Origin of the sequence: Bacillus cereus group sp. MG4, from assembly GCF_040460055.1 — a bacterium.
Taxonomy (GTDB): domain Bacteria; phylum Bacillota; class Bacilli; order Bacillales; family Bacillaceae_G; genus Bacillus_A; species Bacillus_A wiedmannii.
Genome location: NZ_JARVGZ010000001.1, coordinates 389,164 through 405,616 on the forward strand (window position 1 = coordinate 389,164; position 16,453 = coordinate 405,616).

The following is a 16,453-nucleotide window of genomic DNA, read 5'->3' on the forward strand; positions in this document are numbered from 1 at the left end:
GAAGGAGGAAATGAGAATGGAGAATAGATCAGATTTAATTATTCATTATTTGAAAACTAATAAAATGGTTGAGATTTTTTCAGAAATAGATACAGCTTATTTTCAAATAAATCATTTTGAAAAAGGTAAGTTTATTTGCAATATAGATGACGCAATGGATCGTTTATATTTTGTTGTTAAAGGTAAAGTAAAAGTTTATACGATTACACCAGAGGGAAAGAAACTGATCCTTCGTTTTATCAATCCATTGGCGGTTGTTGGTGATATTGAATTAATACAAAATAGCAAAGCGCATAATGTCGTTGAAGCTTGTTCAGATGTTATAGCCATCTCTATTTCTCATGCTGTAATTAGAAATAAGTTATTACATGATTCTATATTTATGAACTTCTTGCTTGAAAACATTGCAAACACATTAAAAATATCGACTCGTTTTACAGCACTTAATTTACTTTATCCAGTAGAAGTACGTGTACCTAGTTATTTACTTTCTATTTCTACTGATAGTAACGGGAATATGTATAAAAAAGATTTGGATGCAAATTCGATATCAAGTATTGCGGATTTTATAGGAGTAAGTTATCGGCACGTAATTCGGGTGTTACAAAAATTTTATAAAGAAAAATTAATTGAAAAGAGAAATGGAGTTATTGTAATTAAAGACTTTTTTAAAATGAAGGAAGTTGCTAAAGATAATATTTATGAGTAATGAAAGGGAGTGGAAGATTTTGATTGGATTTAGTTTAGCTATATTAGCAGGAATATTAATTAGCTTACAATCTGTTTTTAATACGAAAGTGAATGAAAATGTAGGGCAGTGGTTAACAACTACATGTGTTCTTGGAATAGGTCTTATAAGTTCAGTGCTATTTTATATCATTACAGAGAAAAGTATAAGCGTTAAATTTTACACTACAAATTATTTATTTTATGTAAGTGGGTCGTTTGGTATCGGATTAATTATTTGTATAATGGGTGCAATAAAGAGCTTAGGTCCAGCATATACGGTGCTCATTAGTCTCATAACTCAATTAGTAGTTGCGTTATGTATTGATACATTTGGATTATTTGGAATGGAGAGCATTCCATTACAAATAAATAAATTAGTTGGTATAGGTCTATTAATTATAGGGATAGGAATTTTTAAAAATCTTTTTTCGAATAAGAAATCTATTAAAATAACTGAGGATGAGATTTAAAGAATATAAAGGAAAGGTGTTAATGATCTGATTAAATATTTATGTAGTAGAGAATGCCTTACTTATATGCCCTGTTTGTAAAGGTTTTATATCTATTCAATAAAAAACATGAGTTAGCAATTAGCATAGTTGAAAAGAAGACATCGATATGTCGAGGTCTTCTTTATTTATATTGTTTTGAGTTTATATGAACTTAAGTATTGGAGTATAAGAAGTGGCTTTAGGCAAGAAGAATATGACCAAAAATAAAATATTACTAAACATATATAACTAACGCATGCAATGTCTTTTTCAGTTATTATGTTGTAAATAATTTTATGTTAAAATCTTTTACATAATGAAATAAAGGGGTAGTATTCTATGGGTTATTTCTCAAATAGTTTATTAGTTTTGTTTGTTCTTATCGTCTGCAGTTGTATGATTTTTGGTTGATAAAATAATGATAGATTTATATAAAAGAAGTTAACTGATGTGAGGTTAACTTCTTTTTATTTTATGTTGAGAAGGAGTTATTTTGTTCTTATGGAAGTTTGTTAAAGGTAATTTTATGAAATACAAACAAACGATAGGATAAGGAGTATTTACATGAATAATAGTATAAATTACACAATTGAACACCCAACAGATTTCAATGGATTATTAGCGTTATATGAATCTTTAGGATGGGATTCTCTTAATTTAACGCTCAATGAATTGGAACAAATGTGTAAACAAAGTTGGTATGCAATTTATGCTTTTGATGATAAGAAATTAGTAGGGATGGGGCGTATTATATCAGATGGTGTAATAACAGGCGTTATTTGTGGTATATGTGTATTGCCAAAGTTTCAGTCCATTGGTATTGGAAACGAAATCGTAGAACGATTAATCCAGCACTGTGAACAAAACAAGGTTATTCCCCAACTTATGTGTGTAGAAAAATTGCAATCTTATTATGAATCTAAAGGGTTTGAGGCATTCTCTATTGGGATGACAAAACCTATTAAAAGATAGTGTGGCTTTATATTTCCGATGTACTTGTGCATATTTTTAAACTTCATCATAAAGGAGACTGACTATATGGAGATTGCTAAAGGGGTAGAAATGTTACAACTTGAGTTTCAAGAATTTATTATTCACCCAATTCTTTTATGGGATGATGAAATGGCAGTGTTAATAGATACTGGTTTCCCTGGACAATTTGAAGATATACAAATAGAGATGGAGAGAGTTGGAGTATCTTTTGATAAGCTAAAAGTTGTGATTTTGACACATCAGGATATAGATCATATAGGTAGCCTTCCTGATTTATTGGAGAATGGTGTAAGTGATATTAAAGTTTATGCGCACGAGCTAGATAAACCTTATATTGAAGGGGAGTTTCCTTTACTGAAGGATGAACAAGTAAAGAATCCACCAAAAGGAAAAGTGAGTGATACTGTGATTGATGGGCAAGAACTTCCGTATTGCGGTGGGATACTAATTCTACATACTCCAGGGCACACTCCTGGTCATATTAGTTTATATATGAAGCAAAGTAAAACTCTTATCGCGGGTGACTCTATGTATAGTGTGAATGGAAAGTTAGGAGGAATTCACGCCCCAACAACTTTAAATGTTAAGGAAGCACAACAGTCTTTGAAGAAGTATTTAAATCTAGATATTGAATCGGTAGTTTGTTATCATGGTGGATTAAGTAAGGGGAATATAAATATTCAAATTCAAAAGTTGTAAAGGTAGGAAGTGAAATTTTTTTGTTAAATAGTGCTAAAATATAATTTAATTACGAGTATATAAATAATAAAAAAGCATGTTTGAATTTTTCAAACATGCTTTTTTATTAAATGGAATCTATTCATATTAACGGCCTAATCCGTTCCAATAAAAAGAAACGATTTCTTGTGCTAATTCATCTATATTTGTAAGAATAGGATTGTGATTCTCATCTTTAAAATTCCCAATTAATAATAAAGATACGAATGCATGAGCCACAAACTTAGCGTCTCCTTTTGGGATTTCTCCAATTTGCATCGCGTTATCGAGTGCTTTTTCTAATACTTCATACATGTTGTCTTCAGCATTTTTTAATTGTTTTAATTGTTCTTCAGATAACGATAGCTTTGCATCTTTCATAAAATTCTTCATATCAATATCCATTGTTGCGTGTAAGTAGACTTTAGCAAAGTCCAATAACCTTTCTTTTAAAGTTTTATTTGTAGAAAGGATTTGAGACATATTCTCGCGTATACGTACCATCATTTGAATCATAGTAGCGGTAAATAAATCTGCTTTTGTTGAATAGTAATAGTAGACGGTTGCTTTCGTAACACCACAAACTTTTGCAACTTCATCCATGGAAACGACTTGATAATTTTGAGTAAGAAATAGCCGAGTTGCAACTTCCAAAATGGTTTCTTTTGTAGACTTTGTATTTTTATTTTGACGAGGCCTTCCGAGAGGACGTTGTTTTTGTTCCAAATCCATTCGCTCCTGACATGTATTGTTGAGATAATTATAACACAAAGTTTTATTCATTCTTGATTAATTAACCGACCAGTATATATAATTAATATTAGAGGGAAAAAGGAAGGTGGGTTTTTATGAAAAAGCACCCGTTACATATGTTAGGGAGGCTTGTCGCAGGGAAGAATACGCAATGGATAACATTATCGGTATGGATTCTTATTACAGTGGTACTGTCATTTACGTTGCCACAAGTAAACAGTACGAAAGAACCGAATCCGAAAAATTTACCTGAAACAACTATGTCGCAGCAAGCGGAAGCACTTATGAAAAAAGAGTTTCCGAATAATGCAGGGAATCCTTTATTAGTAGTATGGTATAGAGATGGTGGATTACAGTCGCAGGATTATAAACTCATACAAGACGTTTATAAAGAGTTAAAAGCTAGTCCTTTAAAGGAACAATCAACATTACCACCATTTGATACAATCCCGGAACAAATATTATCAAAAAGTGCATCAAAAGATGGTACATCATTTGTTACACCAGTATTTTTTAACAAGGCTGCTGGAACAGATATATTAAAAGGAAATCTTGATGATTTACGAAAGATAGTGAATAGTAAGGTGGATGTAGATCCATTTAAACAAAAAATAAGTGATTCTGGATTACATGTTCGATTATCTGGACCAGTAGGCATTCAAACAGATGCAGTTAGTTTGTTTAGTCAAGCAGATGTGAAATTATTAATTGCAACTGTACTACTCGTATTAGTCCTATTAATTTTACTGTACCGTTCGCCAGTTTTAGCAATTTTACCTTTACTTGTTGTTGGCTTTGCATACGGTATTATTAGTCCGACGCTTGGGTTTTTAGCTGATCACGGATGGATTAAAGTAGATGCACAGGCGATATCAATTATGACTGTACTATTGTTTGGTGCTGGAACGGATTATTGTCTATTTTTAATTTCGAGATATCGGGAATACTTGCTAGAAGAAGAAAGTAAATATAAGGCATTGCAACTTGCAATTAAAGCTTCTGGCGGAGCAATTATAATGAGTGCATTAACTGTTGTACTTGGATTAGGAACATTATTACTTGCTCATTATGGTGCCTTTCATCGATTTGCAGTGCCATTTAGTGTAGCTGTATTCATAATGGGAATTGCTGCTTTAACGATTTTACCAGCATTTTTATTAATTTTCGGTAGAACTGCATTCTTCCCATTTATACCGAGAACAACTTCGATGAATGAAGAATTAGCAAGAAGGAAAAAGAAAGTAGTAAAAGTTAAAAAATCAAAAGGCGCCTTTAGTAAAAAACTTGGGGATGTTGTAGTACGAAGACCGTGGACAATAATTATGCTCACTGTATTTGTATTAGGTGGATTGGCATCATTTGTACCACGGATTCAATACACATATGACTTATTAGAATCGTTTCCGAAAGATATGCCTTCACGTGAAGGGTTTACGTTAATTAGTGATCATTTTTCAGCTGGGGAACTAGCACCAGTAAAAGTTGTTGTTGATACGAAAGGAAAAGAGCTTCCTATTAAAGAAGAACTAGAGAAATTTTCTTTTGTAAATACAGTAAAAGACCCAAAAGAGGGTAAAGAAAATAAGCAAATACAAATGTATGAGGTTTCTTTAGCTGAAAATCCATACTCAATTGAAGCGTTAGATCAAATCCCTAAATTGAAAAGTAGTGTAGAAAAAGTATTAAAAGATGCTGGGATTAATAATGTTGAAGATCAATTGTGGATTGGTGGAGAAACAGCGTCACTATATGACACAAAACAAATTACGGAACGTGATGAAGCAGTTATCATTCCAGTAATGATTAGTATTATAGCTTTATTATTACTTGTTTACTTACGATCTATTGTCGCGATGATTTATTTAATTGTAACTGTTGTATTATCGTTCTTCTCGGCACTAGGAGCAGGATGGCTATTACTTCATTATGGTATGGGAGCGCCAGCCATTCAAGGTGCGATACCGTTGTATGCATTCGTATTTTTAGTTGCTTTAGGTGAAGATTATAATATCTTTATGGTTTCTGAAATATGGAAAAACAGAAAGACACAAAATCACTTGGATGCAGTAAAAAATGGCGTTATACAAACAGGTAGTGTCATTACATCAGCAGGTTTAATTTTAGCAGGAACTTTTGCAGTGTTAGGTACACTTCCAATTCAAGTGCTAGTTCAGTTTGGTATTGTAACAGCAATTGGTGTATTATTAGATACATTTATTGTTAGACCATTACTTGTACCGGCAATCACAGTCGTGTTAGGCCGCTTTGCTTTTTGGCCAGGAAAGCTTTCAAGAAAGAGTGAAGAAGTACAAAAGGTGGATGCATAGTTAAGAAAGCCAAGGATATTTTCCTTGGCTTTCTTCTATGTAGCTTATTAATTTTTTGAAGTCAAATCATCAGTTACAGCATGATCAGCATCTTCAATATCCGTTTCTGGCATTCCGTATAAGCCGTTCATTGCTTGTTCTTCGATATTAAGATTTTCAGTATTATTATTTTGAATAGGTGTAGCGTTTTCGATAACATTTTCTTTTTTATTTACATTTTTGTTATTCATGTATGAATCCTCCAAATTTCATTTGATTTATTTATAGTATGTGGATGGCTTTCCAGAAATATGTGAATTGATTCTTATAGATGTAATATAATTAAATAAACAATTAGGGTGAAATGTAAACTGTTAGGAGTGAACAATTATGGTGAAAGCAAGGAAATTAGCCTTCTAAAATAAAAAGAAAATTTTAGGAGGCTATTAAAATGAAGTTTCATGTAATTGATAGAAAAAATTGGAATAGAGAGCAGTATTTTGAACATTATTTAGAATTAAAATGTACGTTTAGTCTGACAGTAAATGTTGATATTACGCTTCTGATAGAGAAAGTACATCAAAAGGGAATTAAATTTTATCCGACTTTTATTTATATAATTTCGAGAATAATAAATAAACATAAAGAATTTCGAACATGTTTTAATGAAGAAGAAGTTTTGGGCTATTGGGAGGAAATGATACCGAGTTATACAATCTTTCATAAAGATGATAAGTCTTTTTCAAGTATATGGACGGATTATTCAAGTGATTTCCACATTTTCTATAAAAATTATGAAGACGATATGAGAAACTATGCTAATGTTCATGGTCTCTTCACGAAAGAAAACATTCCTCCCAATGTTTTTCCGATTTCTAGCATACCTTGGGCTAGTTTTACTGGATTTAACCTTAATATTAATAATGATGGTGATTTTCTATTACCAATTATAACTTGTGGAAAATATTTCACTGAAGAAAATAAGGTTATGCTACCAGTTTCATTACAAGTTCATCATTCGGTTTGTGATGGATATCATGTGAGTCGATTTATAGAGGATTTACAGGAGTTAAGTAATAGTTGCAACGAGTGGCTAAAGTAATATCTAATTTTTAATTGTAACTACTCAGCTTCCTCAGACAAAAAAGCATGCTAAATACATGTTTCCAATTCGAAAACATGAAAAAAAATATGCCCATAAGAGAAAGAATCTAGATCGAATCGAGAATTTCTCTTATGAAATCGTGCAATTCCAAGGAACCGTTCCGGTTTCTATAACCTGACCTATCGCTTGTAAGACAGATTGTTTTTGTTTTTTCATGGTGCTTATAAAGCTTCGTATCTGACAAAAAGATTCTGCGCCTTTCTTACTTCGAAACGTTCCAGACACTTTCTGTTTGACTTTCGTCATTCGAATATCCCGTTCTGCTTGATTGTTATCAAATGGAATGTCTGGATGTTCTAAAAATGCTAGAATTCTGTCAGCATATTTGACGAAGCGATTCCATAAATTTTGAGCAGGCGTCTGTTTTCCTTTCTTTTTTGGTTCTGAAGAAAATACTTGTTTTTCTTTTAATATAGCTTGATAGGCAGTCGACAGATTCTCTTGCTCTGCTTTTGGCAGGAGTCCTTTGTATTGTTTTTTTAGCGTTAAGGCTTGCGTTAAAAACTCCTGCATCTGTTGTGCCCATTTTTCTCCGGTACTATCTATAATTCCTTGTAAATCTCGTAAGAGGTGGGCATTACATAATACGTGACGACAATCTGTATACGCATCATATGATTTCCAACCATCATGCATCGCGATTCCAGAAAAAGACGGCAAGATTTCTCCAGCATCCATTGCTTCTTTTCCGCGTTTTTGATGAATATGTTGCAATGTCACCTCCGGTGTACTGGCAGTATGTAACCATTGTGTTTTATTTTCTACACGCATACCGGTTTCATCAAAATGGACAACAGAAGACTGAAGGATCTGGTCTTTTACTTCTTGGAGAAAAGGCTGCAATTGAGCCGAAAAACTGTTTGTATGATTGACTAACGTTCCTTCACTGATAGAATGTCCAAAACAATCTTGAAAGAATTCTTTTGTTCTTTTTAAAGAAAGACACTGATAATGCGTTAAATAGGGGATTAGTCTTTTTATATTTGGACCATATTGAACAGGACGAGAGACAGTAGAAGGAAACTGGGATTCTTGAATAGAATGGCAATGTGGGCACTCTTTTTGTTCCACTTTATGTTCTGTTACTTCTATCAGGATAGGTGGTAAATCATACACTTGGCGAATGCGGTATCCTTTTACAGGTTCATGTTTTAAGGACATGTCACAACAAGTACAATGCGTAGGAGAATAGGTAATCGTATGGTCAGGAGTCGTTGTCAAATGAAGTGTATGTCCTTTGTGGCCCAACTGGCCACCGGTTTGACGCTGGGATGATTTTCGCAAACTTTTTGTAATAGGCTTACGAAAACCATCTGTAGAGGGTGGTTTATGACTATTTGTAGAGTTTTTTTTTGAACGATTTTCTAATTCTTCTATACGCTCTTTTAAATTCTGTATTTGACTTTCTAATTGATGAACAAAATCGCAAATAGCTTGAGGTCCCTTTTGATAGACAGCTAGAATTTCTTGTTTTTTCAACATAAATACCACCTCCTTGTATGATATATCTAGTATTCACACAAAAAGTACATATCAGACTAGTAAATGAAAAAAGCCTCCGTGAGGAAGCTGAGTAGTTACTTTTAATTATACACAATTGAAAATGAATAAAAAAGGAGAACATGTTTATATAGCATGGTCTCTTTTTTATTCATTAATACTAAGTAACAGTGGAAAATATAGGTTGATTTGTAGTTTAATAGTAAATGAAGTTATTAATTTAATTTTCTTTATTTTATAACTATATGGTTCGTAAAACTTATTATCTTTTAACAATGAAGGAGAAAACAAAAATGATAATAATATCTATAGAAAAAGCTACAATTTTAGATGCTGAAAAGTTAACAGAAATAATGACAAGAACATTTGATGAAGAAGCAAAACGATGGCTATGCGGTCAAGGTGATGTCATTGACTATAACATCCAACCACCAAGCTATTCTTCAGTTGAAATGATGAGATATTCAATCGAAGAACTGGATTCTTTCAAGGTAATAGTGGATGACAAAATAATCGGAGGAATTATAGTTACGATTTCTGGTAAGTCATACGGTCGAATTGATCGTATTTTTGTAGATCCTGATTATCAAGGAAAAGGAATTGGATCACATGTTATTAAATCAATTGAAGTGGAATATCCAAGCATAAGGGTTTGGGATCTCGAAACATCTAGTAGACAACGTAATAATCATTATTTTTATAAAAAAATGGGCTATGAAATAATTTTTAAATCTGAAGATGAGTATTGTTATGTAAAAAGAATAACTGTAGAGTCAGCTAAAGAGAACCTGATTAAAAATAATGATATGAAAAATAGCCAATATGAAAACTGTAATCTAGCAAATACAGAGTATTATCAAGTGAATTTAAAAAACAGTTCCTTTATTGGTAGCAATATGATGAATATGAAGATGAGTAATTGTAATGTGAGTCAATCAAAGTTTAGAAATATAAATTTTAAAAGTTCTTTATATGCCGATTTAAATCTTTCCGGTAGTAAATTTTCTTTTGTGACTTTAGGTGGAGTTCATTTTAAAGATACAAGCATTGGAGAAGGTAAACATCCTATTTCATTTAATAGATGTGATTTGGAAGGTAGTACGATAAGTAATAGTAATCTAAAAAATATGAAAATAGAAAATTGTGATATAAATGGTATTCCAATTGAAAAGCTGCTTGAGTTATATAATAAAGTAAAAAGTTAACCTGCTAAATTGTAGATAAGCTGTTCGTAAATTTAATATTATACTGAAATAGTTGTGTAAAAATAACATAAAGAAATACAGAAGAGAAGGGATTTCAAGCGGGGGGTTAGAATGAATATGTATTGTTATGAGTATGGAGGGGAGAAAATATGGAGATCAAACTAAGAGCAGTAGAAATACAAGATGCCAGAGCAATTCACCGTATATGTATACAGGATGAGGTTTTGCCTTATATGGTTTTCTTACCTAGTATGCGTGTAGATGCAATGGAAAATAGAATTCGAAATTTAGCACAGAATCAATTTGAATTTGTTGCAGAGTATGATGGAGAAGTTGTTGGATTTGTTGGGTTAACCCAAAGCCTAGGACGTAGATCTCATTCGGGGGATTTGTTTATGGGGGTAGATAGTGAATATCATAATAAAGGCATTGGGAAAGCACTTCTTACAAAAATGCTTGATTTAGCTGATAATTGGTTAATGTTAGAGCGAGTGGAACTAGGTGTTTTAGAAACGAATCCGAAAGCGAAATCGCTATATGAAAAATTTGGGTTTGTAGAAGAGGGAGTAAAGATAGGGAATTTGAAGGCTCACGGAAAGTTTATTAATGAAATTATGATGAGTCGTTTTAGACCTGATGGTTTAATAATACATAATGGATAGTGAAAAGCATGACATTATACTGTCATGCTTTTTATTTATTAGTTGTTGTTAGGCAGTTTTGGTTGCACTAAAAATAATGCTAAGCCAATAAAAATAACTGTAATACCTAGTCCTTGTTGTAAAGAAATAGTCTCATTTAATATAAAGTACGCTAGTATACAAGTTCCAATCGTTTCTCCTAAAATACTCATAGAGATTACAGTAGCACTCATCCATTTTAATAACCAATTAAAAACTGTTTGCCCTAAAATTGTAGCAATAAATGCTAAGCCGATAAAGCACAACCAAGTTTGTGTAGAGTAATGGATGAAAGATTCTTGCTGCATGTAGGCAAATATACCGAGAAAACAGGCGCTACTTCCATAACTAATTACCGAATACGGTATAAGTGATAAATCTTTACGAACATGTTGGCTAATGAAAAAGTAAGTGGTAATAATTCCGGCCGCAATAAAGGCTAAAATATCTCCGTATAATGCTTCTCCGCTAATTTGGAAGTCTTGCCATCCGATGACGATACTTCCTGAAATAGCGATGAGGCAACCAATAACCGCTCCTTTCGTAAATCTCTCTTTAAATAGAAAGTAACCACCAATCATTGAAAATAAAGGTTGTAACGTTACGATAACTGTAGAACTCGCTACAGAAGTATATTGTAATGATTCAAACCATAGTACATAATGTGCAGCTAAAAATAGCCCGGATATGAATCCGAATCCCCATTGTCTTCTTGTTACTGTTTTTAGCTCGTTTCGATTATTTTTATTAAATAGTAATAACGGTAATAGAATCAGTGCAGCAAAGAATAATCGATAAAAAGCAATGATAGCCGCAGGAGCATCTGCCAATTTTACGAAAATTGCTGAAGTTGATAGGGCGAATACGCCGAAAAATAAGATGCAATATGAAAGAATAGGTGATTTCACAGTTTGTCCCTCCGATACAATGTTTATTATAATAAAATTAATACGATATAATGTACAAAGGTAAGTATATAAGTCCTTAAGGCGATAGGAAAGGATTATTTGCCTTTGTTTACTATGTCAGCACAAAGACAACGAAACATGCAATATGATGAACGAAAGGAAGGTTTTATGATACATGATAGACTCGGACAAACTGTATTAAGTTATCGTAAGAAAAATAATATGACAATTCGTGAATTTGCTAATTATGCAGGAATTAGTACTTCACTAATTAGTCAAATTGAACGAGGATATGCGAATCCTTCTTTAAGTGTATTGGAATTAATTGCGAAAGCATTAAATGTACCGCTATTTACACTTTTTATTAATGAGATTGATACAGATTCACTCATTTCTAAGAAAAAAGATCGAAAAAAAGTGTATCGGGAGAACAATGATCACATTGTATATGATGTATTAACACCGGATTTTATGAAAGCACGTATTGAAATGTTAATAATGGATTTAAATAAACAAGCAAACACAACGGAAAGTCACTATTCACATGAAGATAAAGAAGAGGTTGCTGTTGTTATGAAAGGAGAAGTGTATGTGGAGTTAGAAGGAAAAGAATATTTTTTAGAAGAAGGCGATGTTGTACGTATTCCGCCAAATGTGAAACATCGCTTTTTGAATAAAAGTGATGAATCCAATCATATTTTATTTGTATTGACACCATCTTTAGGGTGAGTATTAAGTGATTTTTATTACGGGGGAAAAATAGATGGAAAATAAAACTGTTTTAAGAGATGGTCTTTCAATTATTTCTCAGTGTAAAAAACAAACAAATGATATTTGGCATGCGCATTTCGGAGCAGCTGCAATTGCTAGTTATTTTTTTATGAAAGATAACAATATGGAAGAAGAGATAAATCGTAGTATGTATTCTCAAACAAAAATGATGTTGAACAATCAAAACTTAGGTGAAATCATCGATAGTAAAAAAGAAATTGATTTTCAAAGTGCTGAAAAACTGATTATAAAATCAATGGAGCATACAATTGATGAACTTCATTGGGTGGGGCATAATGTCATTTATGCTGCATTAAGTTTATTAGCTATGAAAGAGTTACAAAAATGGGGGAATAATCAAGCAATTGAAGGGATTACTAACCTTATATTATCGTTTCGAAAAACAATTCCTGGTAGATCGTGGATTGGTTTTACGACGAGGGAAGTAAAACAATTAAGTATAAACGATGAGATAGAAAGTGAATTCAAAAATCCGAAACAATTATCTAAGTTTATTTTAAAGGAGCTCTCGCAATTTAATATTATTTATAGAGCGGAAGCGCATCATGATTTAATTGGTCATTTGCTTACTTTTTCTCATGCAATTAATATTATGTATGATTTAGGGCATAGAGATATATTCCAACGAGGGATACGTCCACTGTTAAGACTAGTATACGTGTTACGTGCTAGTCAATATCTTATGCCGAATACTGAAATTAACTTGCACTCACCTATAGATCGTTTACCTTTAATAAAATCAAAACGTGCTTATGTATTACCAACAGAAAATCAATTTTGGCTAAAAGACTATAGTGCGTTTGATTGGGATTTTGGGCATGTTTTTAAATTCTCATATAGTTATTTTGATCATATAAAGAGAGCTCCAGAATATAAAGATATTACATTAGAGAAATTCCGATTTGTTATTAATACATAATGAAGTCTAATGATCTGTATAAAGGGTTAAATTTAAAATTTTTTGTTGATAGTATATTATTTTTTTATTTGTAAGATTTTACATGCTTATTTTACTTTTACTAATTATGTAAATAGGCTATACTAAAATACATATATTTTAGTATTGGAGAGAGAAGTAAAACGACATGGAATTAGTAAAATTGGAAAAAGTAATTGAAATAAAGAAAGAAGAACTTTTATATTTAGTATCGGATTACGGAATTCAACATGAAAAAGTATTGGCATTAAGTCAAGAAATAGACAAATTGATTAATTACTTTATGTTTTTAAAATAAAAAGAACTATGGCATGATTTGAAAATGTTATAGTTCTTTTTTATTTGGAAATTAAGATATATATTCTATATACTAATAATAGATAGAATATTCTGTTTTGAAGGAGGGAGATTTATGATATTACATACGCACATTTCAGGCGAAGGGGAACCAATTATGCTTTTGCACTCTGGTGGTATGACAGGTTTAGTAGAGTATGAAGAGCAGGTAGCATTTTTTCGAGAAAAAAATTATCAAGTCATTCGTCCTGATTTAAGAGGACATGGAAGATCAGGGGGGACGTTGGAGAATTATTTCCTACGATCTGTAAAGGATTTACACGATACGTTAGTGCATTTACAAATTGATAGATGTCATATAGCTGGTGTTTCACTAGGAGGATTAGTCGCTTTATTATTTGCAAAAAACTATCCAGATAGAGTGAGAACATTAAGTTTTTCAGGTATCTTTCCGATTAAAAGAGAAAATTGGGAGGAGTCTCAGGAGTATGAAGCGAAGTGTCATCAGCAATTGATGGAAAATAAAGAAATTGTAACTTATATGAATCAAATTCATGAAAAAAGTGATTGGAAAGCATTACTTGAATCGTGGCAAGTTAAAGATTGGTATCCATTTGGTGAAACTGGTGAAGTAGCTAATCTTCAAGTACCTACACTTTGTATAGCTGGGGGAGATTCAGAAGATGAAGTTACAGCTGCTACAACGTTTAAACAATTAAACGACAATATACATATTGCTGTAATTCCGTTTGCTGGTCATTTAGTGCATAATGATCAACCGGAAATCTATTCGAATATATTGTCTAATTTCTTACAGAATGCACAAGTTGCTAGTCGAATATAAGGACTTTTGGGTATAATAATAAAGGAATTATTAATTGTATCGGTTAGGAGCGCAGCACATATGAAAACAGTTGTTGTTATCGGTGGAGGTATAACGGGACTTTCTACTATGTTTTATTTAGAAAAATTAAAAAAGGATAATAATATCGATTTAAATTTAATCCTTGTAGAAAAAGAAGAGTACTTAGGTGGTAAAATCCATAGTGTAGAAGAAAAGGATTTTATTATGGAATCAGGAGCGGATTCTATCGTTGCTCGTAATGAACATGTTATGCCGCTTGTAAAAGATTTGAATTTAGAAGAAGAAATGGTATATAACGAAACGGGTATTTCTTACATATATTCTGATAATACTTTACATCCAATTCCATCTGACACTATATTTGGGATACCGATGAGTGTGGAGTCTTTGTTTAGCAGTACGCTAGTATCAACGAAAGGGAAAATTGTAGCTTTAAAAGATTTCATAACGAAAAATAAAGAGTTTACAAAAGATACTTCGCTTGCTGTATTTTTAGAAAGCTTTTTAGGGAAAGAGTTAGTGGAAAGACAAATTGCTCCGGTGCTTTCAGGAGTATATTCCGGTAAATTGAATGAACTTACTATGGCATCGACATTACCGTATTTACTGAATTATAAAAATAAATATGGAAGTATTATTAAAGGTTTTGAAGAGAATAAAAAACAGTTTCAATCAGCAGGAAACAAAAAATTCGTATCATTTAAAGGTGGACTATCTACGATTATTGATCGTTTAGAAGAAATGCTGACTGGGACAGTCGTTAAGAAAGGCGCTGTAACGACTGCTGTAAGGAAACAAGGTGATCGCTATGAAATCTCCTTTGCAAATCAGGAATCAATCCAAGCTGATTATGTTGTTTTAGCAGCTCCGCATGATATCGCACAAACTTTATTACAGTCTAATGAGTTAAACGAGCAGTTTCATAAATTTAAAAACTCATCTCTTATAAGTATTTACTTAGGATTTGATATACTTGATGAACAATTACCGGCGGACGGCACAGGATTTATCGTAACGGAAAATAGTGATTTACATTGTGATGCTTGTACATGGACAAGCCGGAAGTGGAAGCATACATCGGGAAAACAAAAGCTATTAGTAAGAATGTTTTATAAGAGTACAAATCCAGTATATGAAACGATTAAAAATTATAGTGAAGAAGAATTAGTACAAGTCGCTTTATATGATATTGAAAAGAGTCTCGGAATTAAAGGCGAACCAGAAGTAGTTGAAGTTACAAATTGGAAAGATTTAATGCCGAAATATCATTTAGAACATAATCAAGCTGTTCAAATATTACAAGAAAAAATGACGGATATTTATCCTAATGTATACTTAGCTGGAGCCTCATATTACGGTGTCGGAATTGGTGCGTGTATTGGAAATGGAAAGAACATTGCAAATGAAATAATTGCAACATTAAATGAATCGTCAAACTAACATAGAATACATAAAAAAATAAATAAATAAATAAATAAATAAATAAATAAAATGTCCCTCCAGTATATTGGAGGGACATTTTATTTATTTCACTTGAATTGAGATTTTTTTATTAGTTGTATGATTCTCAGTAATCGTTAATGTTATGTTCCCAGATTCTTTAAATGAATATGATGAGAGTTGATAAAGCTCTTTTATGCCATGTTTCTCTTTTAATTTATTGGCTGGAAGTGATGTTATGTTTGGTTTCCATGTTTCCTGTTTACCCGAAGGATAGTTAACTATTATTTCTGGATTATTTAATTGCATTGTTTCCCAAGAGGCAAAATGTAGTTCAACTTCTGTATCTTTCTTTAGTAATACTTCTGAGAAATATCCAAGCTCTCCGACATTACCGAAAACAGTAAAGTTTTGATTTTGTAATGTGATATCTAAATGTTTAGGTTGATAGGTTGCTGCATGGTAGATTCCATAGGAAAGTGAAAGAGTTGCGGCGATTAAAATGCCGATTGAAAATGTTTTAAAGCTATTGCCTTTAAAACTAGTCATCATGAATGAGTTTGGAGCGAACTTTTTTGCAAATATAAATATGAGTAATATGAGTAAGAGGGATAAACTGATGAATATATACATAGAAAATATACACCTCCATAAAAAATATATATTTTAACTATA

18 protein-coding genes are annotated in these 16,453 nt (G+C 32.1%); 13 read left to right on the forward strand and 5 right to left on the reverse strand.

The features are described 5' to 3' along the window. Positions 1–16 precede the first annotated feature (16 nt). The 4 genes from QCI41_RS02000 (at position 17) to QCI41_RS02015 (ending at position 2,912) form a co-directional block, all read left to right on the forward strand. Positions 17–709, forward strand: coding sequence for a Crp/Fnr family transcriptional regulator (locus QCI41_RS02000; RefSeq protein WP_353838539.1), 693 nt, complete (start codon positions 17–19; stop codon positions 707–709). Between the two features lie 19 nt (positions 710–728). After that, positions 729–1,199: a DMT family transporter gene (locus QCI41_RS02005; protein ID WP_353838538.1), complete on the forward strand. Its 471-nt coding sequence runs from the start codon at positions 729–731 to the stop codon at positions 1,197–1,199. A gap of 585 nt (positions 1,200–1,784) precedes the next feature. Next, the gene (locus QCI41_RS02010) at positions 1,785–2,192 is read left to right on the forward strand and encodes a GNAT family N-acetyltransferase (protein ID WP_353838537.1); all 408 of its coding nucleotides are present in this window, start codon (positions 1,785–1,787) and stop codon (positions 2,190–2,192) included. 66 nt (positions 2,193–2,258) lie between these two features. Then, the gene (locus QCI41_RS02015; RefSeq protein WP_353838536.1) at positions 2,259–2,912 is read left to right on the forward strand and encodes an MBL fold metallo-hydrolase; all 654 of its coding nucleotides are present in this window, start codon (positions 2,259–2,261) and stop codon (positions 2,910–2,912) included. Positions 2,913–3,038: 126 nt separating this feature from the next. Here the strand turns inward: QCI41_RS02015 and QCI41_RS02020 are convergent, their stop codons facing one another. Next, positions 3,039–3,662 (reverse strand): TetR/AcrR family transcriptional regulator, encoded by a 624-nt coding sequence (locus QCI41_RS02020; protein WP_353838535.1) that lies wholly within the window; start codon positions 3,660–3,662, stop codon positions 3,039–3,041. A gap of 116 nt (positions 3,663–3,778) precedes the next feature. On the opposite strand from QCI41_RS02020, the gene QCI41_RS02025 reads away from it, so the two are divergent. Beyond that, on the forward strand, positions 3,779–6,010 hold the full coding sequence (locus QCI41_RS02025; protein ID WP_353838533.1) for an MMPL family transporter: 2,232 nt from the start codon (positions 3,779–3,781) through the stop codon (positions 6,008–6,010). Between the two features lie 47 nt (positions 6,011–6,057). Here the strand turns inward: QCI41_RS02025 and QCI41_RS02030 are convergent, their stop codons facing one another. Continuing rightward, positions 6,058–6,240 (reverse strand): DUF4021 domain-containing protein, encoded by a 183-nt coding sequence (locus QCI41_RS02030; protein ID WP_353838532.1) that lies wholly within the window; start codon positions 6,238–6,240, stop codon positions 6,058–6,060. A gap of 200 nt (positions 6,241–6,440) precedes the next feature. Here QCI41_RS02030 and catA point away from each other — a divergent pair, with 200 nt between their 5' ends. Then, positions 6,441–7,091, forward strand: a complete 651-nt coding sequence (gene catA, locus QCI41_RS02035; RefSeq protein ID WP_353838531.1) for a type A chloramphenicol O-acetyltransferase — start codon at positions 6,441–6,443, stop codon at positions 7,089–7,091. Positions 7,092–7,223: 132 nt separating this feature from the next. Here catA and tnpC read toward each other — a convergent pair whose 3' ends face one another. Continuing rightward, the gene (gene tnpC / locus QCI41_RS02040) at positions 7,224–8,636 is read right to left on the reverse strand and encodes an IS66 family transposase (protein WP_353838530.1); all 1,413 of its coding nucleotides are present in this window, start codon (positions 8,634–8,636) and stop codon (positions 7,224–7,226) included. A gap of 311 nt (positions 8,637–8,947) precedes the next feature. On the opposite strand from tnpC, the gene QCI41_RS02045 reads away from it, so the two are divergent. Both QCI41_RS02045 and QCI41_RS02050 read left to right on the forward strand, forming a co-directional pair. Further along, a complete protein-coding gene (locus tag QCI41_RS02045; protein ID WP_353838529.1) occupies positions 8,948–9,859 on the forward strand; it encodes a GNAT family N-acetyltransferase in 912 nt (303 codons plus the stop codon). Between the two features lie 149 nt (positions 9,860–10,008). Beyond that, a complete protein-coding gene (locus QCI41_RS02050; protein WP_353838528.1) occupies positions 10,009–10,521 on the forward strand; it encodes a GNAT family N-acetyltransferase in 513 nt (170 codons plus the stop codon). A 38-nt stretch (positions 10,522–10,559) separates the two neighbouring features. Here QCI41_RS02050 and QCI41_RS02055 read toward each other — a convergent pair whose 3' ends face one another. Continuing rightward, entirely contained in the window at positions 10,560–11,447 is an 888-nt protein-coding gene (locus QCI41_RS02055; protein WP_137052918.1) for a DMT family transporter, read from the reverse strand. Positions 11,448–11,615: 168 nt separating this feature from the next. Here QCI41_RS02055 and QCI41_RS02060 point away from each other — a divergent pair, with 168 nt between their 5' ends. From QCI41_RS02060 to QCI41_RS02080, 5 genes are all read left to right on the forward strand, one after another. Further along, positions 11,616–12,176, forward strand: coding sequence for a helix-turn-helix domain-containing protein (locus QCI41_RS02060; RefSeq protein WP_353838527.1), 561 nt, complete (start codon positions 11,616–11,618; stop codon positions 12,174–12,176). Between the two features lie 34 nt (positions 12,177–12,210). Further along, positions 12,211–13,158: a hypothetical protein gene (locus QCI41_RS02065; protein ID WP_353838525.1), complete on the forward strand. Its 948-nt coding sequence runs from the start codon at positions 12,211–12,213 to the stop codon at positions 13,156–13,158. 166 nt (positions 13,159–13,324) lie between these two features. Continuing rightward, the gene (locus QCI41_RS02070) at positions 13,325–13,474 is read left to right on the forward strand and encodes an aspartyl-phosphate phosphatase Spo0E family protein (protein WP_000424361.1); all 150 of its coding nucleotides are present in this window, start codon (positions 13,325–13,327) and stop codon (positions 13,472–13,474) included. A gap of 114 nt (positions 13,475–13,588) precedes the next feature. Continuing rightward, positions 13,589–14,317 (forward strand): alpha/beta fold hydrolase, encoded by a 729-nt coding sequence (locus QCI41_RS02075; protein WP_353838524.1) that lies wholly within the window; start codon positions 13,589–13,591, stop codon positions 14,315–14,317. Between the two features lie 60 nt (positions 14,318–14,377). Then, the gene (locus tag QCI41_RS02080) at positions 14,378–15,778 is read left to right on the forward strand and encodes a protoporphyrinogen oxidase (protein WP_353838523.1); all 1,401 of its coding nucleotides are present in this window, start codon (positions 14,378–14,380) and stop codon (positions 15,776–15,778) included. Between the two features lie 84 nt (positions 15,779–15,862). On the opposite strand, the gene QCI41_RS02085 is transcribed toward QCI41_RS02080, so the two are convergent. Beyond that, positions 15,863–16,411: a hypothetical protein gene (locus tag QCI41_RS02085; RefSeq protein ID WP_000275261.1), complete on the reverse strand. Its 549-nt coding sequence runs from the start codon at positions 16,409–16,411 to the stop codon at positions 15,863–15,865. Positions 16,412–16,453: the final 42 nt, after the last annotated feature.